Origin of the sequence: Myxococcus sp. CA056 (assembly GCF_013336715.1) — a bacterium.
GTDB classification, from domain to species: domain Bacteria; phylum Myxococcota; class Myxococcia; order Myxococcales; family Myxococcaceae; genus Myxococcus; species Myxococcus llanfairpwllgwyngyllgogerychwyrndrobwllllantysiliogogogochensis.
Genome location: NZ_JABUMT010000006.1, coordinates 59,273 through 82,652 on the forward strand (window position 1 = coordinate 59,273; position 23,380 = coordinate 82,652).

Annotated in this window: 14 protein-coding genes; 6 read left to right on the forward strand and 8 right to left on the reverse strand. The window is 69.3% G+C overall.

From position 1 onward, the window contains the following. Positions 1-76: 76 nt before the first annotated feature. Positions 77-430, reverse strand: coding sequence for a hypothetical protein (locus HUA76_RS24990; protein WP_174462280.1), 354 nt, complete (start codon positions 428-430; stop codon positions 77-79). 356 nt (positions 431-786) lie between these two features. Between HUA76_RS24990 and HUA76_RS24995 the strand changes: the two genes are divergently transcribed. From HUA76_RS24995 to HUA76_RS25005, 3 genes are all read left to right on the forward strand, one after another. Further along, positions 787-2,814 (forward strand): membrane dipeptidase, encoded by a 2,028-nt coding sequence (locus tag HUA76_RS24995; protein WP_254614484.1) that lies wholly within the window; start codon positions 787-789, stop codon positions 2,812-2,814. A 68-nt stretch (positions 2,815-2,882) separates the two neighbouring features. Then, entirely contained in the window at positions 2,883-5,837 is a 2,955-nt protein-coding gene (locus HUA76_RS25000) for a DEAD/DEAH box helicase (RefSeq protein ID WP_174462282.1), read from the forward strand. Between the two features lie 38 nt (positions 5,838-5,875). Continuing rightward, positions 5,876-7,663 carry a DUF885 family protein gene (locus tag HUA76_RS25005; RefSeq protein WP_174462400.1) on the forward strand — a complete coding sequence of 596 codons (1,788 nt, stop codon included), beginning with the start codon at positions 5,876-5,878 and terminating at the stop codon, positions 7,661-7,663. Here the strand turns inward: HUA76_RS25005 and HUA76_RS25010 are convergent, their stop codons facing one another. From HUA76_RS25010 to HUA76_RS25020, 3 genes are all read right to left on the reverse strand, one after another. Further along, positions 7,664-9,403 (reverse strand): hypothetical protein, encoded by a 1,740-nt coding sequence (locus tag HUA76_RS25010; RefSeq protein ID WP_174462283.1) that lies wholly within the window; start codon positions 9,401-9,403, stop codon positions 7,664-7,666. A 157-nt stretch (positions 9,404-9,560) separates the two neighbouring features. Continuing rightward, entirely contained in the window at positions 9,561-10,844 is a 1,284-nt protein-coding gene (locus HUA76_RS25015) for a P1 family peptidase (protein ID WP_174462284.1), read from the reverse strand. A gap of 84 nt (positions 10,845-10,928) precedes the next feature. Beyond that, positions 10,929-13,679 carry a putative Ig domain-containing protein gene (locus HUA76_RS25020; RefSeq protein WP_174462285.1) on the reverse strand — a complete coding sequence of 917 codons (2,751 nt, stop codon included), beginning with the start codon at positions 13,677-13,679 and terminating at the stop codon, positions 10,929-10,931. A gap of 196 nt (positions 13,680-13,875) precedes the next feature. Between HUA76_RS25020 and HUA76_RS25025 the strand changes: the two genes are divergently transcribed. Both HUA76_RS25025 and HUA76_RS46505 read left to right on the forward strand, forming a co-directional pair. Further along, positions 13,876-14,889, forward strand: a complete 1,014-nt coding sequence (locus HUA76_RS25025) for a hypothetical protein (RefSeq protein ID WP_174462286.1) — start codon at positions 13,876-13,878, stop codon at positions 14,887-14,889. 70 nt (positions 14,890-14,959) lie between these two features. Continuing rightward, positions 14,960-15,415, forward strand: a complete 456-nt coding sequence (locus tag HUA76_RS46505) for a hypothetical protein (protein WP_371745572.1) — start codon at positions 14,960-14,962, stop codon at positions 15,413-15,415. Between the two features lie 76 nt (positions 15,416-15,491). On the opposite strand, the gene HUA76_RS25035 is transcribed toward HUA76_RS46505, so the two are convergent. Both HUA76_RS25035 and HUA76_RS25040 read right to left on the reverse strand, forming a co-directional pair. Then, positions 15,492-15,911: a cupin domain-containing protein gene (locus tag HUA76_RS25035; protein ID WP_174455120.1), complete on the reverse strand. Its 420-nt coding sequence runs from the start codon at positions 15,909-15,911 to the stop codon at positions 15,492-15,494. Positions 15,912-16,024: 113 nt separating this feature from the next. Next, on the reverse strand, positions 16,025-16,240 hold the full coding sequence (locus HUA76_RS25040) for a hypothetical protein (RefSeq protein WP_254614498.1): 216 nt from the start codon (positions 16,238-16,240) through the stop codon (positions 16,025-16,027). A gap of 428 nt (positions 16,241-16,668) precedes the next feature. Between HUA76_RS25040 and HUA76_RS25045 the strand changes: the two genes are divergently transcribed. After that, the gene (locus HUA76_RS25045) at positions 16,669-17,844 is read left to right on the forward strand and encodes an AI-2E family transporter (RefSeq protein WP_174455122.1); all 1,176 of its coding nucleotides are present in this window, start codon (positions 16,669-16,671) and stop codon (positions 17,842-17,844) included. A 126-nt stretch (positions 17,845-17,970) separates the two neighbouring features. Here the strand turns inward: HUA76_RS25045 and HUA76_RS25050 are convergent, their stop codons facing one another. Beyond that, on the reverse strand, positions 17,971-21,540 hold the full coding sequence (locus tag HUA76_RS25050) for an endopeptidase (protein ID WP_174455123.1): 3,570 nt from the start codon (positions 21,538-21,540) through the stop codon (positions 17,971-17,973). Between the two features lie 261 nt (positions 21,541-21,801). After that, positions 21,802-23,298 (reverse strand): glycosyltransferase family 39 protein, encoded by a 1,497-nt coding sequence (locus tag HUA76_RS25055; RefSeq protein ID WP_174462287.1) that lies wholly within the window; start codon positions 23,296-23,298, stop codon positions 21,802-21,804. Between the last annotated feature and the right edge of the window lie 82 nt (positions 23,299-23,380).

Consider the following 23,380-nt stretch of genomic DNA (forward strand, 5'->3'; position numbering starts at 1 on the left):
GCGTTCCAGGTGCGGCGCACGAGGATACCGCCTTGCCTCGGGCCGCCGCGAGGACGGCCCAAGGCACACCTCGACTTCAGTACCGACAGGCGCGGGCTTCGCAGTAACCCTGTTGCCCCTTGCACACGCAGTCGGCGTCGTCGCTGCACCGCGTCAGCTCGCACCACGGGCCTCCACCGCCGCCACCACCACCAGGAAGGGTGTAGCGACACCCATTGCTGACGCAGCTCACGCTGCTCGCGCCGGGGCACGCGGCCCAGCACTCGCTCACCGTCGAGCACCGGACCGCGACACAGACCAGACTCGCCGCGTCCTGGGGTTCGCTGGACTCGGGCGCGAGAACCTCGGTGGTGGCCGGCTCGGCGAAGGCGGCCGTGGTGAAGGACAACAGGAGGGCGAGACTCCACGGGAGGGCACGGCGCAGGGACATGACTGCTCCTTCGAGACCCCGGCCGACCTCGCGCCAGTGCGGGACGCCATGGGCGAGGACAATCGTATCAGCATGGCTCTGGTAGCGCGGATGTGCGCCCGACCTGCCGCACTGTGTCTGTTGTTCCGCTCCACGCCGTCAACCGGGTTCAGACGCGCCTGTCATTGGACCGACACCCCGGCGCCCGCCGCTTCCAGGCCGGCGACTCCTCGTGACGCACGGAGACGTCCCCTGAAACCACGGTCTCGAGGTGGGCGTGGATTGCTCGATATGCCCGTCGTGCGGGGAGTATCCTCCCGGGCGCGAAGGCGGAGCCGTCCGCCCCTGCATCCCAGAAGGAATCCCCCTCCATGTTCATGTCTCAGCACCGTCGGCGCCAGGGAGCCCTGGCCCTCCTTCCTCTCACCCTCTGTCTCGGGCTCGCGTGCGGCCCCGTGCAGGAGGGTGAGGCTCCCGTCGAGGTCGCCACCGAGGCCCAGACACAGCCCCTGGCCGCGCCGGGCTTCGCGGAGCTGCACCACCACATGTTCGCGGAGGAGGCGTTCGGCGGCGGGTGGTTCCACGGCAGCCACACCGGCTCGCTGGTGAGCTGTGACGGTGGCCTGCCGGAGAGTGACCATGCCCGGGTGCGCATGGACCTGAGCAACCTGCTCAACCTCTGCCCCGGGGTGGACCTGAGCGGCAACCCGTTGCTCGCGGCGTTCTTTGGCCTGGGCGGCGCGGTGGGCTCGGAGTTCATCGGGAAGATCGAGGGCACCGAGGGCGACACGGGCATCCACCTGGGGCGCATGTCGGTGAACACGCAGTGGCCGCGCTGGGACACCATCGCGCATCAGCAGTCGTGGGAGGGGTGGCTGCGGCAGGCGCACCAGGGCGGCATGTCCCTGGTCATGGTGTCGCTGGTCAGCAACGAGTTCCTCTGCAAGGCATTGCCGTACCAGAACATCTCCCGGCCGTGTGACGAGATGGTGGACGTGGAGCTGCAGCTCCAGATGGCGCGGGCCTTCGACGCGCGCACCGACTGGGTGGAGATCGCCCTGACGCCGTCGCACGCGCGCAGCATCATCGCCTCGGGCAAGCTGGCCATGGTGCTCTCCATCGAGACGAGCAAGCTGTTCGGCACCAAGGACTGGCGCCTGGAGCTGGACCGCTTCCACGCCCTGGGCGTCCGCTCGCTCCAGCCGGTGCACCAGCTGGACAACCGCTTCGGCGGCGCGGCGCTGCACAACGCCATCTTCCAGGCCGCGCAGTTCACGGAGAACTGCCACATCGACACCGACTGCGGCGTGACGACGGACACGATGACGCTGGGCTTCGACGTGTACCGCGACGCGGCCGGCAACTGCCGCAACACCAAGGGCCTCACCGCGGACGGCAAGGCGCTGCTCCAGACGATGATGGGCAAGGGCATGCTCATCGACGTGGCCCACCTGTCGGAGAAGGGCCTCCAGGACGCCTTCGCCGTCGCCCAGGCGAACACCTACTACCCGCTGGTCATCTCCCACGGCCACTTCCGCGAGGTGATGAACCCGAAGCTCGCCGACGACGAGAAGACGACGCCCGCGTGGGTGGTGCGCTACCTGCGCCAGACGGGTGGCATCTTCGGCCTGCGCACCGCGCATGACGAGACGCGCGCGTACACGCACTCCGGCGTCGCCAACAACTGCCATGGCTCCACGCGCTCGCTGGCCCAGGCCGTCGAGTTCGGTCGCCAGGGCCTCAAGGTCCCCATGGCCTTCGGCGCGGACCTCAACGGCTTCATCCAGCAGACGCGTCCGCGCTTCGGCAACAACGGCGCGTGTTCCGCGACGTTCCAGGCGGAGGCGGATGCGCACCTGCGTCAGCAGAACGTCTCCGGTCCCGCGCGCCTGGGCACGGGCTTCGACGAGTTCGGCCTCGCGCACGTGGGCTACCTGCCTGACTTGCTGAAGGACCTGGGCCGCGTGGGCGCCAACACCACGGGGCTGTCCGGCTCGGCGGAGGCCTTCCTCAAGGTGTGGGAGCGCGCGTCCAACCCGCGCACGGGCATGGCGGACGCGGCGGCGGACATCGACACCGCGGGCGTGGCCACCTACGTGGACAAGGGCACGCGCGAGGCCGCGTACCCGGTGCTGTGCGGCGAGCACTACGCGCCGGACTCCAAGGCGGTGGGCGAGTCCTGCCGCTTCAAGGAGGAGTGCGTCAGCGACGCATGCACCGCGTCCGGCTGCAACAGCGCGGGCACCTGCATCTGCGACCAGGAGACCGACTGCGCGAGCACCCAGTACTGCGGTTGGGGGCTCAACAGCGGCAAGTGCCAGCCGAAGAAGGCCAAGGGGGCAACGTGCCTGTATGGCAAGGAATGCCTGTCTAATACCTGCCGTTGGACGCTGACCTGCGGCTGAGCGAGGGAGCCGGGGTGCGCATCGCCGTTGCGCGGCGCACCCCGGGGGCGTAGGGAGTCGACACTCCCATGTCCGCATTCGCCAAGCTGCTCGAAGCCGTTCGGAAGGAAGCCCGCCCCGGTCTCTGGTCCAAAGGCGTGGGTCTCGCCCGTGACGGGGCCGTGGTCCTCCAGTCGAAGACGGACAGCGAGCTGGAGCTGAGGGTCCGCTCGGCGGGGCGCCCGGTCCCCTTCACGGTGGCCCTCTATCCCGCCGACGACGCCTGGGAGTGTGACTGCCCCAGCCTCGTGGACCCGTGTGAGCATGTCGTCGCGGCGGCCATCTCGCTCCAACAGGCGGAGCGGGAGGACGCGCCCATGCAGACGGCGGCGACCCGCTGGTCTCGCATCGCCTATCACTTCACGCGCACGGGGGACGGCCTCCAGCTCAAGCGCACGCTGGCCCACGCGGACGGCAAGGAAGAGGCGCTGGAGGGCAGCCTCACCTCGTACATCGCGAAGCCCGCGCAGGCCGCGAAGCTCCAGGTGGAGCAGGCGGACCTGCTCGCCGACCGCATCCTGGAGCAGCGCCGCACGCGCGGCACACTCAACCCGGAGACGCTCGACGCGTTGCTCAAGGTGCTGGTGCAGGCGCGCAACGTCCTGTTGGACGGTCGCCCCGTCGCCATCCCCGACGAGGTGGTGGTGCCCCGGGCGCTGGTCGAGGAGCGCGGCGGGCAGCTCGTGGTGACGGTGGCGCGCGACTCGCGCGTGTCCGAAGTCGTGAGCCCCGGCGTGGCCCGCGTGGGAGACGCGCTGGCCCGCATGGGTGAGACGGGCATGACGGGGCCGTGGCTCCAGAACCTCCCCATCGTCCGCACGTACAGCGCGGAGAACCTCGGCGAGCTGACGTCGAAGGTGCTGCCGGAGCTGGGCCGCCGGATGCCGGTGGAGGTGCGCACGAAGCGTGTGCCGTCCATCGACCGCGAGCTCAAGCCGCGCATCCTGCTGGAGCTGAACCAGCTCGAGTCGGGCCTGTCCGTGCTGCCCACGCTCGTCTACGGCGCGCCGCCGACGGTGCGCATCGACAACGGGAAGATGGTGTACCTGCGCGGCGCGGTGCCGCTGCGCGACGAGGCGGTGGAGCAGCGGCTCATCCACGACCTCCGCGAGGAGCTGAACCTGGTGCCCGGACGTCGGGTGACGGTGCAGGGCCCGGAGATGGTGCGCTGGGCGGACCGGCTGCGACGGTGGGGCGGAGACCTGGCCGGTGACGGCGCGTCCGTGGTGAGTCCGGATGTGCGGCTGCGTCCATGGCTCTCGGTCGAGTCCGCGGGGGATGGCGCGGGAATCCCGCAGGTGCGCTTCACGCTCGAGTTCCAGGTGGAGGGGGGCAAGGGCGGCGAGGCCCGCTCGGTGGACGCGGCGGCCGTCGTCCGGGCGTGGCAGGAAGGACTGGGGCTGGTGCCGCTGGTGGGAGGGGGCTGGGCGCCCTTGCCGCGCGCGTGGCTGGACAAGCATGGTCAGCGCGTGGCGGACCTGCTCGCCGCGCGTCAGCCGGACGGCCGCGTCTCCAACCACGCGCTGCCGCAGCTCTCCTCGCTGTGCGAGACGCTGGAGCAGCCGCCTCCTCCGGGCCTGGACAAGCTGGCGCCGCTCGTCGAGGGCTTCGAGAAGCTGCCGCCGCCCGTGTTGCCTGAGGACCTCAACGCGTCCTTGCGTCACTACCAGCAGACGGGTGTGAGCTGGCTGGGCTTCCTCAAGAGCGCGGGCCTGGGCGGCATCCTCGCGGACGACATGGGTCTGGGAAAGACGCTGCAGACCATCTGCGTGCTGGGGCCGCGCTCGCTCGTCGTCTGTCCCACCAGCGTGCTGCCCAACTGGGTGGCGGAGCTCAAGCGCTTCCGTCCGTCGTTGAGCGTCTGCGTCTACCACGGCCCCGGCCGCGAGCTGGACCCGGCGGCCGACGTGACGCTCACCACGTACTCGATTCTGCGACTGGACGCGGCGGCGCTGGGCGCCAGGGAGTGGGCCGCCCTGGTGCTGGACGAGGCGCAGGCCATCAAGAACCCGGAGAGCCAGGTCGCGCGCTCCGCGTTCGGCCTCAAGTCCAACTTCCGGTTGGCGCTCAGCGGTACGCCGCTGGAGAACCGGCTGGACGAGCTGTGGAGCTTGATGCACTTCACCAACCCGGGCCTGCTCGGGGGACGGCGGCAGTTCGAGGAGAAGGTGTCGCGCCCCATCTCCGAGGGCAACGCGGCGGCCTCCGCGGACCTGCGCCGTCGCATCCGCCCCTTCGTGCTGCGCAGGCTCAAGCGGGACGTCGCGCCGGAGCTGCCCCCGCGCATCGAGTCGGTGATGCACGTGTCGCTGGATGAGCGCGAGCGCTCCATCTACGACTCGGTGATGGCGGCGACGCGCAAGGAAGTGGTCGCCCTGCTCAACGAGGGCGGCAGCGTGCTCAAGGCGCTGGAGGCGCTCCTGCGACTGCGACAGGCGGCGTGCCACCCGGCGCTCGTCCCCGGTCAGAAGGCGACCTCGTCGTCGAAGGTGGAGACGCTGGTGGACGCGCTCGATACCGCTGTGTCGGAGGGCCACAAGGCGCTCGTGTTCTCCCAGTGGACCTCGCTCCTGGACCTCATCGAGCCGGCGCTGAAGCAGGCGGGCATCGGGTTCGACCGGCTGGACGGCACCACGGTGAATCGCGGCGATGTCACCTCCCGCTTCCAGTCGGAGGACGGCCCGCCGGTGTTGCTCATGTCGTTGAAGGCGGGCGGCACGGGCTTGAACCTCACGGCGGCGGACCACGTCTTCCTGGTGGACCCGTGGTGGAACCCGGCCGTGGAGGCGCAGGCGGCGGACCGCGCGCACCGCATCGGTCAGGAGCGGCCCGTCAACGTGTACCGCCTGGTGTCCCAGGGCACCGTCGAGGAGCGCATCCTCGGACTCCAGGACAAGAAGCGCGCGCTGATGGAAGCGGCCTTGAGCGAGGCCGCCGGCGCCGCGGCCATCACCCGTGAAGACCTGCTGGAGCTGTTCTCGTGAAGTGGCTCCAACTCACCACCCTGGGAGTTCTCCTGATGATGTCCGTGGATGCCGAGGCGAAGAAGCCGGACGCGGCCAGCACGCTGCGTGCCCTCATCGAGCAGGATTGGCAGTACCAGCTCGAGCACAGTCCGACGTACGCGTCCGTGCAGGGCGACCGTCGCTGGAACGAGCGCTGGGATGACCTGAGCCTCGCGGCCATCCAGGCGGACCACCAGCACTCGCGACAGGTGCTGGAGAAGCTCAAGAAGGTGGAGCGCGCGCGGCTGTCCGCCGAGGAGCAGCTCAACCTGGACCTGTTCCGCAGGGACCACGAGACGTGGGTGGAGGAGCACCGCTTCGGCTGGTATCTGCTGCCCACGAATCAGATGGGAGGCATCCCCGAGGGCATCAAGCAGCCCCCTGGCGTGCAGACGGCCTACCAGCTCGCGGACACGCTGCGCTTCGAGACGGTGAAGGACTACGAGGACTGGCTCGTCCGGCTCCAGGGCTTCGGCACCTATGTGGACCAGGTGGTGGCGTTGATGCGCGAGGGTCTGCGCCAGAAGAAGGTGCATCCGCGCGTCATCCTCCAGCGCATCCCGCCTCAAATAGAGCGGCAGCTCGTGGAGGACCCGACGAAGAGCGGCTTCTACAGCCCCTTCCTGCGCTTCCCCGAGAAGCTCTCCGCCACGGAGCAGCAGCGTCTGGCGGAGGCCGGCCGGAAGGCCGTGCGCGAGGGCGTGGTGCCCGCGCTGCGGCGCTTCCACCAGTTCCTCACCGCCGAGTACCTCCCGGGCGCGCCCGAGGCCGTGGGCGTCTGGCAGCTTCAGGACGGCGTGGAGATGTATGGCTTCTTCGCGCGCAAGTACACGACCACCGCGCTGACGCCGGAGCAGATCCACACCCAGGGGTTGGCGGAGGTGAAGCGCATCCGAGGGGAGATGGAGGCCATCATGAAGCGGACGGGCTTCCAGGGCTCGCTCGCGGAGTTCTTCCAGTTCCTGCGCACGGACCCGCGCTTCTACGCCCGCACCGGCGACGAGCTGCTGATGCGCTACCGGGCCCTGTCCAAGCGGATTGACCCGCTGCTGGTGCGCCTGTTCAAGACGCTGCCGCGCCAGCCCTACGCGGTGGAGGCGACACCGGAGGCCATGGCCCCCGACGTGACGACGGGCTTCTATTACCCGGCGGCCTCGGACGGCTCGCGTCCCGGCACGTACCTGGTGAACCTCTACCGTCCGGAGACGCGCCCGCTCTGGGAGATGGTGCCCCTCACGCTGCACGAGGCGGTGCCCGGACATCACCTCCAGACGGCCCTGGCCACCGAGCAACTGGGGCTGCCTGAGTTCCGTCGCTACGGCTACTACGTGGCCTATGGCGAGGGCTGGGCGCTGTACTGCGAGACGCTGGGGGACGAGCTGGGCCTCTACGTGGACCCCTACGACAAGTTCGGCCAGCTCTCCTATGACATGTGGCGCGCCGTCCGCCTCGTCGTGGACACCGGCATGCATGTGAAGCAGTGGACGCGCCAGCAGGCCCTCGACTACTTCATGGAGAACGCGCCCCGCCAGGCGTTGGACATCACCAACGAGGTGGACCGCTACATCGCCTGGCCCGGGCAGGCGCTCGCGTACAAGGTGGGGCAGCTCAAGATTCAGGAGCTGCGCACGCGCGCCGAGCAGGCGCTGGGCTCGCGCTTCGACGTGCGCGAGTTCCACGACGTGGTGCTGCTCGGGGGCTCGCTGCCACTGGACGTGCTCGAGCGCAAGGTCGACGCGTGGGTGGCGGGACAGCAGCCCCCCGCCGGAAAGAAGGGGGCTTCGTCCCACGCACCAGCGCCGTAGCTACTTGCCGCGCTTCACCGTGGCCCGCACCAGCTGTTTGATGGCGCGGTGGGCGCGCGGGCCACCGGCCTTGATGAGGCGGTCATTCAGGTCGTCCACCAGCCGGTGGCGCAGCGGGGGCTCGGTGGTGAGCAGGGCCTCGTAGCTGGCCCGCAGCTCCTCCTCCCGCTCGGCGAAGGCGCGCAGCTCCTGCTCGCGCGCGGCGAGCTGCTCACGCAGGGAGAACAGCTCCTCCCGCTCCTCCTCGCGCGCGGCGAGCCGTGCCCGCAGGGTGTGCAGCTCCAACTGCTCCGCCTCCCACCGCGTACGCTGCTGCTCCAGCTCCCGCAGCCGGGCCTCCGTGGCCTCGCCGCGCTCGAGCAGTGCCTGGTGGCGCATCTCCGCTTCCCTCGCGGCGGCCTGGGCCGCCTGGGCATCCTCGGCCCGCTGGAGCCGCGCCTGCTGGAGTTCCTGGCGGAAGTCCTCCATCCACAGGGACGCGCGCGACACCCAGCTCACGTCCGGCGTCGGCAGCTCCAGGCTGACCGCCAGTCGCTCCAGCCACTCGCGGCGCAGCGCCCGCTGGCTTTCGATGTACTCCGTGCCTCGGGCCAGGGACTGGCTCCAGTCGCTCGCGAGGAACTCCGCGAGCGAACCCTCCGTCTCCGCGAGCCCCGCCTTCTTCTGGCGGTAGTAGTCGTTGAAGGCGAACAGGTGGGTGGGTACTCCGGCGACCTTGCCCAGCAACGTGACGTGGTAGGACGAGGCGAAGAGCACCTCGCCCTGCTGGATTTGCTCGACGGCCTGATGCAGTCGTCCCTGGAAGAGCAGGCCCACCAGGTCGATGACGTCCGCGCGAGGGAAGTACTCCGGGAAGGACGTCTTGCGCATGGCCGCGACGCTGTCCTCCACCACGGGCCGCTCATCGATGTACGCGTTGAGGACGACAGGCGAGGCGTCCTCTCCGAACCGTGTCCGCAGCGCCTGGAGCTGCCCGTTCATCAACGTGGTGGGTGTGGGCATCAGCGCCGGGTCCTCTCCCACGTTCGTGTAGACATACGTGGAGAGGTTCATGTGCAGCGCGAAGCGTCCGGCGCCAGGTGTGCGGGGTTCGCCGCGTGAGGCCTGCGCGCCCGCGCGATCCAACTCCTCCAGCGCGTCGTCTCCAGACAGGCGCGCTTCCAGGCCGCAAGCGACGAGGGCCTCGGTGGACTCCGGATCCCTGCAACCGACGAGCGCCGGCTGCCACTGCCGCGCATGCGCCGCGAGGCGGCTGGCGAACTCCGGCCCCACCTGGAGTCCCGACAGGACGTAGTGGCCCGGCAGCCACGCGCGGAGCACCGTCTCGATGAGCTCCAGCATGGAGTCCCCCCAGCGCCCGTTGAAGTACCCGCCGCCATAGACGTGCAGGCGGCAGGGCCCCCGAAGCAGGAGCGGGGACACGGGCTCCAACCCCAGGCTCCTCGCCGAGCGGTCCGCCTCCTCCCAGGGCGCGCCCGAGAAGAAGACGAAGTCCTCCGTGCCGAGCACCGCGGGAAGTTGTTTCAGGGACTGCGGGTCCGTCACCCTGCCCAGCTCATGCAGGGAGGCGACGACCGCTGACTCCTGGCGCGCGCGGTGCCAGCGGACAACCCCTTGCAGCATGAGGATGTCCCCGAAGTTCCAGTAACCGTTAAATCCTCCAGCGAGGAGGACTTTTGGCAGCTCGGGGGAGTTGAGCTTCTTCAGGGTGGTGGGCGTCGCGAAGAAGGAGAAGCGCATCCTCGTTTCTTAATCACGGACGTCACGACGTCGTCACGCCCAACCGACGTGTCGACAGATGACAGTGTTCCGTTTCACAGAGGCCGAGGCTCGGCCGTCCGCCTGTCTTGAATGTTTCGCGCGCACCTCCGAGCACACTCCTGTCTCGGGCCTGGACTCATCGGCCGGATTTGCCTGCCGGGGGCCGCTTGGATTTGGGCGCGGGCGTGAGCCGTCCGTATTTCTTCAGGGCCTTCACCAGTCCGTCCGGGGGCAGGCCGTAGACGCGGATGTTGTCCGCGCCCGTCATGGTGTCGGAGGCGAGCATCGCGTTGAGGATGGCTTCCTGTGTGGCCTGGACCGTGGCCTCGAAGAGGGGATTGAGTCTGTCGTTGCTGAGCACCGCGACGTTGGCGGGACGCTCCTGGGCCGCGGGCTTGAGGCTCTGCGTGGAGAACGCGAGGAAGATGTCTCCCGAGTAGTTCTCACCCAGTCCGCCCATCTTCGCGATGCCCAGCGGCACGCGCCGCGCGAGCCGTCCGAGCTGGTGGGGCAGCAGGGGGGCATCCGTCGCGACGATGATGATGATGGAGCCCGCGCCCTCGAAGGGAGTGGGCACCGCGGGCGGACCGCCGGTGGCGCCGCAGGACGTCAGGGAGCTCATCATCGGGCTGCCGGGCTTCTGCGTGCCGAGATAGCAGGGCTTGTGGTCCGCCAGTTCCTCGCCGACGGGAACCCCTTCGACGGAGAAGAGGCGTCGCGAGCCGTAGTTGCACTGCACCAGCACGCCCAGGGTGTAGCCGCCCGCGGACTCCGGCAGCTTGCGCGAGGCGGTGCCGATACCGCCCTTGAAGCCGTGGCACACCATGCCGGTGCCGCCTCCGACGGAGCCCTCCAGCATGGGGCCCGGGCGTGCGGACTCGAGTGCCTGGATGGCGTGCGACGGCTTGACGTGGAAGCCATAGAGGTCGTTCAGCATCCCGTCCCAAGTCTCCGCCACCACGGGCAGCCCCAGGTCCCACGCGAGGTCCTTGCCCATCGCCCAGGAGATGACGCCCTCGCGCACCGCGCCGATGTCGTTGGTGTTGGTAATCATCACCGGGCCATTGAGTTCACCGGACTCCTGAATCCAATGGGTGCCTGTCATCTCACCGTTGCCATTGAGGGCGTAGATGGCGGCGAACACCGGCTCCGCGACGCCGTCCCTGCCACGGGGCAGCACCGCCGTGACACCGGTGCGCATGGGGCCCTTTCCGGGCTCGATGCGCCCCTCGCCGGAGATGAGCGTCGTATGGCCCACCTCCACGCCGGGCACATCGGTGATGGCGCCGAGCGGACCTGACTGGCCACCGAAGGTGATGCCCAGGTTCCTGGCGCGGGGGCGGGCGCGCTCGGTCTGGGCGGCGCCGAGCGAGGGAGTCACCAACAGGCAGAGCAGCACGGAGGAGAGCAGGGTGCGCATGCCCCGCTTCCTACTCCTCCCCGCACCGTTCGTGTAGCCAGGATGCGAGAGCGCCCGGGGATTCCCGAGCGCCTTCGCGGTGCGTCAGAACGCGGTGCCGTCCGCGCGCAACCCCGGGGACGAGGTGAGGCCGGAGGGCAGCGACGTGTGCCGCACGAAGGCCCCGTTCGGGTCCGCATCCGGGGAGCGGTTGTCGGACACATTGTCAGCGGGAGAGACGTAGCTGTACGTGTCCACGTCGGTGTTGTCCGCCTTGCGCAAGCGCACGGTGTCGCCATCGTTGCTCAGTCCGAGCGCTCCACTGGAGGCCCTCACCGCGTTCGTCCTGCCCGGAGGGATGCCCGCGGCCCCTCCGAAGACGACCACGGCCTTGCCCGCGCCCAGCGTGGTTCCGGCCGGGAAGACATGGCGCGAGAGGGCGGAGTCCCACACGCTCCATCCCGAGATATCCACGGCGACGGCGCCGACGTTGACCAGCTCCACGAACTCATAGGCGGGGTTGTTGTTGCCGTTGACGGCGGGCTCGTTGGCGAGCACCTCGTTGATGATGACGCGGCTGGCGCCCTGGACGATGGTCACCGGCGAGTCGCTCTCGTCGAAGAGGGTGGCGTTCGACGTGTCCACCACCCGCACGAGCGTGTTCGTGGAGGAGAGGGCGGGCAACGTCCACGCATGACTGCCCTGGACGGCGGGCACCGAGGCGGCCAGCACGCTCCACGTCGTGCCACCATCGGTGGTGGCTTCCACGCGCACGTCACCGACACCCCAGGCATGCCACCGGATGGGGAGCACGGAGCCGGCGAGGAAGGTGCCTCCGTGGGGGTCCTTGAGCCGCACGAACGGCTCCGTCGCGGAGCTGAACGCATACGTGCTGACGACAGGGCGGTGGTCGCTCAAGGTGTTCAAGTAGTCGGGCACCCACTCGTCCGCGTAGATGACCTCGGCGGAGCTCGGGACATAGCGGGCGGCCACCTCGTTGCTGGCCAGCGTGTGGTCCACCATGTTCTCGAAGCCGATGGACGTGTCGTCGCCCGCCAGCGACAGCTCACGGGTGATGAAGGTGTAGCCGTTCGGGTCCGACACGAAGTTCTGGTACGGCGTGGGCATGGGCTGCTGGGTGCCGGGGTCCAGGGTGATGGACTCGTCCACGTCGTCGTTCCAGTCGCCCAGGACGAGCACGTGCTCGTTCGGCAGGTTCTGGTCCAGGTACTCCTTCAGCGCGGCGCTCGCGCGCTCACGGGCGGCGCGGGGGCTGGTGTCGACGCCGTTCTCCGCGCGCATGTGGACCACGATGACGACGAGCGGCGTCTGCGTGCCCTGGATTTCGGTGGTGAAGTTCACGCGCAGGGGCGGGCGGTTTCCGAAGTCGCTCTCGCTGCCCACGCGGAGCAGCTCCGCGCTCTGGAAGGTGAGCGTGCTGTCGTAGAGGATGCCCAGCTTCTGCGTGGTGCCGCCGTACGGAGAGGTGCTGCCCGTGACGTAGTTGGCGTTGTTGGAGAGAAAGCCGCTGAAGCCCGGGAGCTGGGCCTTGAGGGTGTCGAAGTCGACGACGTCGACCATCTCCACCATGCCCCACAGGTTGGCGCCCGCCTGGAGCATGACGTCGCGCGCGGAGGCAATCTGCAGGTCATCCAGCGCGCCGCCCTGCGACGTCGAGTTCACGGGACCCTGCGTGTCGGAGCCGAAATAGGTGAGGTTGTAGTGGCCCACCTTGAAGACCGGCGGGCTGAAGCTGGAGATGGTCAGCACCAGGCTCCGCGAAGCCGTGCGGTCCGTGGAGTCCGTCGCCGTGACGATGAGGTCGAACGTTCCCTGCACGGTGGGCGTCCCGGAGAGGACACCCTCCGAGGACAGCGTGAGGCCATCTGGCAGCGCGCCCATCGTGACGGCCCAGCTCAGGGGCTCGACGCCTCCGGTGGCCGCGAGGGCGGATTGGTAGGCCGCATCCCGGGTGGCTCCGGGCAGTGAAGCGGTGGTGACGCTGAAGGCGGTGAGGACGGTGAGCTGGGTGGCATACTGCGCCTGCCTTCCATTGGCGTCCGTCGCCGAGACGACGAAGCTGAACTGGCCCGCCTCGGTGAAGGTTCCCTGGAGGAGTCCCTGCGCCGACAGCGTCAGGCCGGGCGGCAGGTCTCCCACGCGCGCGAAGGTGATGGGGGCCTTGCCGCCGACGACGGTCAGCGTGAGCGAGACGCTCTCGCCGACTTCATGGGATGAGAGCTGGAACTGCACGATGCGAGGACGCGCGTAGACGGAGAGGGCGAGGTCGGCGGTGTCGCTCGCGCCCGAGGCGTCCCGCACGCGCACGGTGAAGGTCGCATCACCGGCCGCCGAGGGTGTGCCGGCGAGGGAGCCGTTGGTGCCGAGCGTGAGGCCCGCGGGCAGTGCTCCGGCGGTGACGTCCCAGGTCAGGGGCGCGAGTCCACCGCTCGCAGACAGGGCGAGCGAGTAGGGATCACCCGTGTATGTGTCCGCCAGGGTCTCCGTGAGGACGACGGGAGGCGTGGTCGAGCCACCGTCCGTGTCGGGGCCCGCGTCCGGAACGAACCCACCATCCAGGTCGGGGCCGCTGTCTGGAGTGAAGCCGCCATCCGTGTCGGGGCCGCTGTCTGGAGTGAAGCCGCCATCCGTGTCGGGGCCACCGTCGAGCGTGGGGCCCGCATCCGTGTCGGGGCCACCATCCAGGGGTGGGCCACCGTCAGGGTCTCCGTCGTGTCCAGGGCCGGCATCCGTCTTGGTTCCGCTGTCCACGGGCCCGGGTGTGGGGTCGGAATCCGAGCAGGCGGTGAACAGGAAGAGGACGAGCAGCGGCGCGACTGCGCGATGCGACAACATGAAGGACTCCGAAGCAGGGAACGAAGCGCGCGGGGGGGCCTGGAATCCTAGCGCAGGAGCCCGTCGCGCATGCGGGTGGGTTGATGGGAGAGGGCGTCAGGTCGTCTCCGCGCCCGGCGTCCGACGCCTCGAAACCGGCCCCCCGGCACACGGTTCCTGGAGCTGGCCCCTCGGCTCCCTGCGCGAAAGAAACCCCATGACCGAGCGTGAGTTGACGCATCTCGAGGTGCCGTGTTTCGTCGACTTTTCCGAGGCCCTCTCGGGTCGGGAGTTGATGGCCCAAGGCGTCGGACCCGACTTCGACCTGTGGCTCCTGGCCCTGGAGGGAGAACGGGATGACCGGGAGAAGGTCGCACCGGGCCTCCCATCCTTCGCGAAGTCGCTGGCGGATGTGCCGCAGACCTACGAGGTCCTGCGCTTCTCTTCGCCGGATGCTCCGCCCGAGTGCGTCCGCTTGCCGCCCAACCGACGCAACTTCCATTTCGTGCAGCCCCTGCCGGAGGGCGAGCTGCTGCTGGTGGGCGGCCGTTGCGGCTACCTCGACAAGGACGCGCACGAACGCAACGCGGTGGTCTATTCCCGCGACGGGCGTGTGACGCGTGAACTCACCCTCGGCGATGGCATCCAGGACGTGCAGGCCACCGCCGACGGGCGCCTGTGGGTGAGCTACTTCGACGAAGGCGTGCTCGGCAATCGAGGGTGGGGGCGCGGGGATATCGACAGCGAGCCGATTGGACGAAGCGGGTTGGTCCTCTTCGATGCGCGGGGCCAGCGCCTCAGTGAGTACGACGCGAAGGCCGTGGGCACCGATGTCATCGTCGACTGCTACGCGCTCAACGTCGCCTCCAATGACGAGATGTGGCTGTACTTCTACACGGACTTTCCCCTGGTCCGCCTGCGCACGGAGGGCCGGCCCGCTGTCTGGAAGACGCCTGTCACAGGGGCGAGCGCGCTCGCAGTAGGGGCGACGCACGTGTTGTTCGGAGGCTCCTATTCGGCGCGCTCAACCTTCGAGTTGTTCGTCCTGCACGGTGGCCGCGAGGAGGCGCTGACTCCGGCGGGCACCTTCGTCTTCGTGGACCCGGACGGTACCCGGTGGCAGCCGACCTGGATGTGCGGGCGCGGTCCCTGGCTCTACGGTGGAGAAGGCACTCGCGCCTTTCGCATCGACCTCGACACGCTCATCGCCTCGACCCGGGTCTGGCACTGAATGCTCCTGCCACTCTCGACGACCCATTCCCCCGCGACAGACCTGGGCTCCCTGCTGCACAAGAGCCCGCGTGTGGCACCTGGAGACGCTGGCGAAGGTGTGTCGCGCGGACCCGGATTGGCTCATGGCGACGTCCCATCGCGTGGTGTCACTGAGTGACGCGCGGGCCGTCGAGGACGCGACGCGCTGGTGGGAGTCGCTGACCTCGCGAGGCGGGGAGGGCATGGTGGTGAAGCCCCTCGCGTACGTGGCCCGAGGCCAGAAGGGAGTCCTCCAGCCGGCCATCAAGTGCCGGGGCCCGGACTACCTGCGCATCATCTACGGTCCGGAGTACACCGCGCCGGAGCACCTGGAGCGTCTGCGCAAGCGAGGGGTGTCCACGAAGCGCTCGCTGGCGTTGCGGGAGCTGGCGTTGGGGGTGGAGGCACTGGAGCGCTTCGTCCGGAAGGAGCCGCTGCGGCGCGTCCACGAGTGTGTCTTCAGCGTGCTCGCGCTGGAGAGCGAGCCGGTGGACCCCCGGCTGTAGCCGGACCGGGGCCGCTTCCTTCACGCGGAGGGCCCAGGCACCAGGTGCCGTGCGTGCGCCCTCCGAGGCCCTTCACTCAGTGAAGGCCAGGCGCCGACTCGGGCGTCATGCCGGACCGGGTCGACTTCGTGGCTTCTCGCTGCGCGTACTCCGCCATGCCCTCGAAGTCGACGCAGAGGCAGGGCTCGTTGCCGATGACCCACGCGTCGTGTCCCGGTGGGATGATGGCCACGTCCCCAGGACCCATTTCGTTCTGGTCCCCGTCATCCATCTTCACCACCATCCTCCCGCTGACGACGTAGATGGAGTGGGCCACCTGGCAGCTCTCCGTGCCGGCGATGGGCTTGACGTCCTGGGACCACTTCCAGCCGGGCTCGAAGACGCCCATCCCCACCGTGCGCCCTCCGTCGAACTGGAGAACGTCCGCATGCCCGTGCGCCTCGAACGGCCGGCGCTCATCGGGTGTCGAGAATCGCTTGATGATGAACTCGCTCATGATGTTTCCCTCCGCGAGCCAGAGGAGGGAGGAGCGCCGCGCGCCCCACACGCCCCGGGCCCGCCCATGTTTCCCAAGGGAAACCTAGGGACGTTCCCGGCGGACGTCAGTGCTCAGGTCATCAACTCCAGCGGCATGGACAACCCCGCCTCGAACCCCGGCTCCTTGCGAAGTTGCTCCAGCACGCCGCGCGTGCAGTGCAGCGTCACCAGGGGAAACAACCCCGGCTCGCTCACCCAGCGCACGGCGCTCATCAACTCCCGCGCCCGCAGGAAGCCCAGCACCGTGTCGCGGAACTGCTGGCTCTCCTCGCCCGCTTGCCGATGCACCGCCGCTCGACTCCTGGCGGGCGCGGACGCGGCTGGTCGCTTGCCACCCTGGCGAGAGGACGGCCGGGACGCAGTGGGCTGCTCCCGGGGCATGACGATGGCTTCAATCCACATCGTGTCGCCCTCCTCGTGGCGTGGCGATTCCAGACCTGCTTGAAGATTATCGGACAAGGGCGTGGTCCAGTTGTGTCCCCACCTCGTCGAACAAAAGGGTGGGGCGCCTGCACCCCCATCGCACGGGTTCGATTCGGAGCGCCGCTGCCCGCCCCGTGGAGTCAGCTGGCGCAGAGGGGCCTGGTCGCTCGGCTGCCCCACGGGGGGACGGCCGTCCGCCGCGCGCCCGACAGGCCGCTCTCAGGTGCGGAGCTTGTCAGGCTCGCACGCGAGGGGGCCTGACTGGCGGCGCATCACTTCCTACCTTGTCGCTCATGAAGGACTCCAGTCGCCAGCTGCCGGTCTACGTTCCCGCCCGCACGGTGTGGGCCGTGGGGCTGCAGGTGCTGCTCCTGGCGATCTGCTGGCTGGTGCTCCGGCGGCTGTATCCGCTGTTCACGCTCCTGGCCGTCGTGCTGCTGCTCTCCCTCGCGCTGGATCCGCTGGTGCGCCGGCTGGAGCGGTGGGGCCTGAAGCGAGGGTTGGGCGTGGCCGTAGTGGCGCTGGTGCTCCTGGGGTTGGTGGGCGTGCTGGTGGGCACGCTGGTGCCCGCGCTCGTCCAGCAGATTGAGGGCCTGGTCCAGGCGATGCCGGGGCTGCTGCAGCGGCTCTCCGAATCCCAATGGGTGAGGGAGCTGGGAGCTCGCTACGGCTTCGAGATGCATCCCGAGGAGCTGCTGCGCTTCGAGCCGATGGACCTGGCGGGTCGTGCCGTCGGGGTCCTTTCCTCCACCCTGGGACTGCTGGCTGCGGGCATCACCGTGGTGGCCCTCTCCGTCTTCAGCCTGCTGTTCGGCAAGGAACTCTACGAGAGCATCCTCCAGTGGGTGGTGCCACGCCGGAGGCACCACGTGCGCGGGCTGGTGGAGCGCATGCGCGCCGCGGTGAGCAACTACGTCGCCGGCACGCTGCTGGTGATGACCATCGGCGGCACCGTGGCCGCCACTGTCGCGCTCGTCCAGGGCGTGCCCTTCTTCCTGGCCCTGGGGCTGGCGGTGATGGTGCTGGGGGTCATTCCCTATATCGGCAGTGTCATCAGCGCCGTGCTGGTGAGCCTCACGACGCTGGCCACGGTGGGGCTGCGCGCGGCCGTCATCGCGCTGGTCGTCTTCATGGTCTACCAGCAGATTGAGTCCAACGTGCTGGGCCCCATGGTGCAGCGCCGGGCCATCCGGATGAACCCGCTGCTCATCTCCATCGTCGTGCTCTGTGGCGGCGCGCTCGCGGGCCTCCTGGGCGCGGTCGTCGCAGTGCCCCTGGCCGCCGCCGCGCAGGTGCTCGTCCAGGAGCTGCTCCGGGCGCGGCAACTGAACTGGAGGCGCGTCCACCGCCGCGAGAATGCCCGGCGACAGGCGGGGCGGGGCGCGGTGGAGGAGGGGCTGCTGTTCGCGGGCCCCATGGACGACACGTCCGAGCACGGGGGGCCGCCTTCGGAGAGCGACCGCCACTGAGCGGCGTGGCGCCCGGACGTGAAGAAGGGCTCCCGGAGTGTGTCCCGGAAGCCCTTCTCGTTCAGCTCAGGCTGACGACAGCGCCGCACCTCCGACCTGGGAAGCGTGGAGGCGTGGCGCCGGGCTTCAGCGGCCCGCGGGGGCCGAGCGGCCCTGCGACGTGACGGACTTGCCGCTGTCCGCCGCGGCCACGGACGTGCCGACCGAGAACACCAGGTCGTCACGATCGTTGTAGGAGCCGCTGGTGCACGCGCTCGCCGTCCCGTTGAAGCGGAACTGCGGACGGATGGCGTGCGTGCCCGCCGTGGCACCCAGGTTGAACGTGTGAGTGAAGGTCCTCGCGACCCCCCCCGCGGTGCAGGCCACGTTGGTGGTCAGCGCCGTCCAGGACGGAGCCGACGCGTTCGTCGTGTAGTAGAGGTCGAAGAAGTCCGTCGTCCCCCAGCACCACACGGTGACTTCCACCGTCACCTGCTTGCCCGTGGCGAACGCGCCCTGGTCCGTCGTCTTGATGACCACCCGGTCGATGCTCTCATCGGTGTGGTAGACGCCGGAGACGCCGTCCGCGCACGAGTCGTTGATGGTGTTCGGCTGGTTCAGCTCGGCGCCGCCAGACAGCGTGCCGCGGCCGTTGACCAGCGTGGTGCCGGTGTCGCAACCGCACACGTTGCCGCAGGTCGGAGCCTGGAGCGTGGTGTTGAACGTGGCCACCGCGGGCGTGCAGACCGTGCTGGTGGTGAAGCTGCGCACGGTGCTGTTGGGGCTGGCACCGCAGACATCCGCCGCGCGGGCACGCCAGTAGTACGTGGTGGCGCTCGTCAGAGCCGGAGTCACCGTCCAGTTGCTGGCCGACAGGGCGGTGCCCGTCCGGACGATGTTGGTGAACGCCGAATCAGAGGCCACTTCGACCACGTAGTTGGCCGCGCTCGGCACGTCGGACCAGTCCAGCGCCGCCGACGTCGCGACGCCCGTGGCGCCGTCCGCCGGAGACGCGAGCGTCGGAGCCGACAGCGGCGTGCAGCCGCGCGTGGTGTAGCTGAACGCGGTGGACCAGGCCCCCACGCCGCCGCACGAGTTGTTCGCCCGCACGCGCCAGTAGTAGGTGGTGTTGACGTTCAGCGCCGGGGACACCGTCCACGTGCTGGAGACCAGCGAGTTGGCCGAGGCCGTCACCGTCGCGAACGTCGGGTCGGTGGACACCTGGACCTCGTAGGTGGAGGCACCGGACACGTCCGCCCAGTCGAGCACCGCGGCCAGCTCCGCGCCGGTGGCACCGTTGCTGGGGCTGGACAGGGTGGCGAGGCCCGGCGCGGTGCAGGCCGGCGTGGCGCACGAGCACGCGCTCGCCGCGCCGTAGCACGCGTTCGAGGACGCGGGGACGATGGAGTAGCAGTACTCGCGGCCGTTGGCGACCTCGGAGTCCGTGTACGTGGTGCCCGTGACGGTGGCGACCTTCGCCTTGCCGAAGTTGCAGCCCATGCCCTCGGTCTTCATCACCCAGTACTCGCTGGCGCCAGCGGAGGCCGTCCAGTTCAGGGCAATCTGACCGTCACCCGGGGTGGCGGTGTGCGTGGGCGCCGCGGTGGGGCCGGCCGAACAACCCGAGTTCACCGGGGGGGTGGTGTTACATGCGATGTTGTGACGGTTGAACGCGGCGTGGATGGCCGTCATGTGCGGCGTGCCGTCCGCCAGGTTGCCGTTGTCGTCGTCCGCCGCCAGCCACTGCATGTAGCCGTTGGTGGAGCCGCAGCCGTCGGACGTGCCGCCGGTGCAGTTACAGGAGTGCCACGCGCCGACGTTGCCGCTGCCCTGGTAGAACAGCTTGTTGCCGACGATGAACGCCGTGTTGGAGTCGTAGTTGAACGGCGCGCCAGCCAGGTCGATCTTGACCAGGTCCCAGGCGGCCTGACGGGCAGGCGAGGCGGCGCAGTGAACCTGACGGCTGCACGGGCCCGTGCCGGAGCTGCAGTTGGGGCACACGAAGTTCTGCGGGGTGGCCGGGGGCGCGGGCACGCCGCCGTAGGTGGCCGCCTGCCAGTCCGCGTCACGCACGCCGGAGCACCGGGTGTTGCACCACGGCGTGCCGACCTGCGACTCGTTCTGGTTCTGCCCCGTGCCGTCCGGCGTCACACCGCAGCCACGGCTGCCGGTCTGGAAGAAGCCGTAGCCCACGCAGGACGTCTGCAGACGATAGATGGCCGCGATGTCCGCGTAGCCTTCGCTGGAGTTCGACAGCACGCCGTTCGAGTCGAAGTCATCCATGCCATGGCCCCACTCGTGGTCGAACACGGCGCCAATCTCACCGGTGTTCCGGCAGCCACCGCCGCTGCGGTAGAAGTTGACCGACGTGCCGTTCCAGAAGGCGTTGCAGGTGCTGTTGATGTTGACGTTCGCGAGCAGCTGCGTGGACAGCCAGGTGTTGCCCGGCAGGTAGCCGCGGGCCTGCTCGGCCAGCTTGTTCAGCTCGTAGAAGCTGGAGCGCGACGCGGGGGAGTTGCCCGCCTGGCCGGTGATGCAGTCGTGGTCGTTGTTCGCGCCGCCCATGGCGATGTTGCCCGTGGTGGAGCTGACGTTGATCGCGCCGCAGGTGTCCGCCACGCGGACGTAGCGGCCGGACAGCGTGGTGGCGGCGGTGCCAGTGCTATAGGCGAAGATGCCCGCGCCATCCGTGAAGTTGTTGGGCGAGGCCAGGCCCGTGTTCGCCCAGGGCATGGGCGAGTTGGGCTTCATCGTGCCGCACACCGTGTTGTCCACGCAGGTGCCGATGTTCGTGGACGGGTAGATGCCGCCCTGGATCTGCGCGTCGAAGTAGTGGTTGTCGTCCTCGATGGCGAGCGTCTCGCCGGAGTGCGCGTCCACCGTCACCTTCCAGCGCTGGTGGGCGTCCGGGTCCTGGAAGCCGTAGGCGTAGACCAGGCGATGCTCGTAGCCGGTCCCCACGGCGCCGGCAAAGGACTCACCCTGGGGCGCCATGGGGGCGACCTCCAGCGTGGGCTGCTGCCAGAGCTGCTGCGGGCTGGCGTTCAGGCCGACGAAGCCGTTGCCCGCGACGAGCGCGTCGTTCGGCGCGAGCGCCGGGCGCGTGTCGATGCCCACGTTGGCCCACGCCTCGGTGCCGATGAGGATGAGGTTGCCGTGGCTGATGGTCGCGGCGATGCGCGCGTGGCGCACCGGCAGGCCATTGACCACCTGCTGGATGTGGACCTGCCACAGGTTCTCGTTGACCGCCGTGATGCGGGGCGAGCCCAGCTGCATCAGGTCGATGTTGAACGCGGCCTGGTTGTCCGCGATGAACTTGAAGACCAGGTCGCCGATGACGGACTCGTCCACGGCCGCCACGGAGCGGCCAATGGACTCACGCACGCCGTCCAGCGTCACGTTGTTGCGGAAGCCCTTGCCGGGGATGAGGGGAATGGAGCCCTCGATGCCCGACGGGGTGCCGGTGCGAGGGTCGATGTGGACGCGGAAGTCCTTCCCGTTGCGGGCGAAGAAGTCATCCCAGCCCGTGGCCGTGTCCTTGGCCATGGTCCGCATCGCCTGCTCCAGCGGTGTGTTCTGGATGGGCAGGTAGAACTCGGGCTTGTAGAACGCCTTGCTGGCGATGGCGCTCTGCCCCTGTTCGGGGGGTTGCACCGCCCAGCTCGTCGCTGACATGAGCAAGGCAAGACATGCTGCTGACACCTTGGTGTGGCGCATGCGGTTCTCCTCTAAGGGGGTCCCGAGGGGCGGACCCGAGGTGGCTCCAAGACGGAGCCCGCAGACGCCTTACTGATGCCTCACCAAAAAATGAATATGCCTTATTCCCCGGCTACCAATCGAAACTGGATCCCTAGGAAAAACAAGGCCGCGAAGTGTTCACTGGCCAACGCCATAACGCACTGTAAGTAAATCCCACCATGGCTCTGAGCGCGGAAGTGTGCCACTGCCACCAAAATTTTATTGACAGGGTGTTGCGGGCTAGCGCGGCCAGATGCGCACCCAGTCATCCTGGATGAGCTTGCCGCTGGTCCTGTCCGTGCTTCCGCTGGCCATGAAGCCTCGAGGCGCGCCGAGCGCCAGCGCGCCGGCCTCCACCCACAACAGCAGCAGCAGGGCCACCACGAGTGCGGGCACGCGCGTGGCCAGTGCGGGGCGGCGCGCGGTGAGGACGACGAGGGGCAGCAGCAGCAGCGGAACCAGTGCGGGGAAGATGGTGAGCAGGCCGCGCGTGTAGCCGAAGAAGGCGACGGTGATGAGCGCGCGGTGCAGGACGACCAGCGTGAGCAGGCTGAGCTCGCGCCAGGGGCGGGTGAGGGACAGCGCGGCGCCCGCGACGAGCAGCACGAGCAGCGGCCACTTCAGCCACGTGCCCTCGGGGACGAAGAGGTCCACCGGGGCGCGCGCGCCGCTCAGGCCGGAGGGGAGGTTGGAGGCGCCCAGCCCCAGGCTCAGGCCGTCCAGCCAGCGCGACAGCTTGGTGCTCCAGAGGCGCGCGGCGTCCGCGGGGTGCTCGCGCATCCACTCCAGGCCCACCGCATAGCCATGCAGCAAGAGCTTGCGCTGCGCGGGATTGGCCACGTCCAGGTGGCCTTCCTGGCCGAGCTGATTGACGGAGTCCGGAGTGAAGCCGCCGGTGGCGCGCGCGTGGTTCGCCATGGCGAAGTTGATGGGGCCATAGGCGGTGACGGGCGCGAGCACCGGCAGCGGCTCCAGCGTCGGAGTGTTCGCGTTCAGATCGCCGAGCACCTTCGCGTTGCGCACGGCCCACGGCGCGAGCACCAGTCCACAGACGAGCACCGCGGCGCCCCAGCGGATGGCGAGCGCGGGCAGCGGCGTCGAGCCCCGGTAGAGCCACGCCCACGCGAGCAGGAAGGGCCACAGGTAGAGGTGTTCGGCGCGGGTGAGCGAGCCCAGGCCCATGACGAGGCCCAGGAGCGCGGCGCCGCCCCAGGTCGGCCCCGCCTTGTGCCGCAGGACGAGCGCGAGCGTGGCGGACAGGAAGAAGGCGTAGAGGACCTCGTTGCTGTACGTCGTGGAGAGCACCAGCCAGCCGAAGCTGGAGGCGAAGAGGGCCGCGCCCACCAGACTCCACGCGGTGCCCAGCAGCTTGCGCCACCAGGCCCAGGACAGCGCCACCGTGGCCGCGCTCAGGGCGGCGAGGCACAGTTTGTATGGATAGGCATTGCCCTGGGGCTCCCCCAGCACGCGGTACAGCACTCCGAGGAGCCAGGGGAACAGGGGCGGATGGTAGGGCAGGGTGGCGGGGCCTTCCGTGCCGCGCACGTGCTCCAGCGCGTACGTGTGGAAGAAGCGCGCGTCCCCGTAGAAGAAGATGGAGAAGGGCCACGCGCGGTCCGGCGCGGACTGCAGATACAGCCAGCGCAGCAGCAGGCTGAGCGTGAAGGTCACCGAGAGACCGAGCGCCACCGGGTGCCGTTGCCACAGCTCCCGCGCGCTGACGAAGAACCGGCGCATGCCACCCCCAGGAATCGGCGCAGGCTAGCACCTCGGGCGCGCGCGGGGCCCAGGCGTTCAGAAAAGCGCCCTTGCCATGAGT

Bases quoted from the DNA above. Each gene is read 5' to 3' on its own strand.
- HUA76_RS24995 (WP_254614484.1), top strand. From the start codon at position 787: ATGTCTCAGCACCGTCGGCGCCAGGGAGCCCTGGCCCTCCTTCCTCTC.
- HUA76_RS25045 (WP_174455122.1), top strand. From the start codon at position 16,669: ATGAAGGACTCCAGTCGCCAGCTGCCGGTCTACGTTCCCGCCCGCACG.
- HUA76_RS25055 (WP_174462287.1), bottom strand. From the start codon at position 23,298: ATGCGCCGGTTCTTCGTCAGCGCGCGGGAGCTGTGGCAACGGCACCCG.
- HUA76_RS25050 (WP_174455123.1), bottom strand. From the start codon at position 21,540: ATGCGCCACACCAAGGTGTCAGCAGCATGTCTTGCCTTGCTCATGTCA.
- HUA76_RS25025 (WP_174462286.1), top strand. From the start codon at position 13,876: ATGACCGAGCGTGAGTTGACGCATCTCGAGGTGCCGTGTTTCGTCGAC.
- HUA76_RS25000 (WP_174462282.1), top strand. From the start codon at position 2,883: ATGTCCGCATTCGCCAAGCTGCTCGAAGCCGTTCGGAAGGAAGCCCGC.
- HUA76_RS25010 (WP_174462283.1), bottom strand. From the start codon at position 9,403: ATGCGCTTCTCCTTCTTCGCGACGCCCACCACCCTGAAGAAGCTCAAC.
- HUA76_RS25020 (WP_174462285.1), bottom strand. From the start codon at position 13,679: ATGTTGTCGCATCGCGCAGTCGCGCCGCTGCTCGTCCTCTTCCTGTTC.
- HUA76_RS24990 (WP_174462280.1), bottom strand. From the start codon at position 430: ATGTCCCTGCGCCGTGCCCTCCCGTGGAGTCTCGCCCTCCTGTTGTCC.
- HUA76_RS25005 (WP_174462400.1), top strand. From the start codon at position 5,876: ATGTCCGTGGATGCCGAGGCGAAGAAGCCGGACGCGGCCAGCACGCTG.
- HUA76_RS25015 (WP_174462284.1), bottom strand. From the start codon at position 10,844: ATGCGCACCCTGCTCTCCTCCGTGCTGCTCTGCCTGTTGGTGACTCCC.
- HUA76_RS25035 (WP_174455120.1), bottom strand. From the start codon at position 15,911: ATGAGCGAGTTCATCATCAAGCGATTCTCGACACCCGATGAGCGCCGG.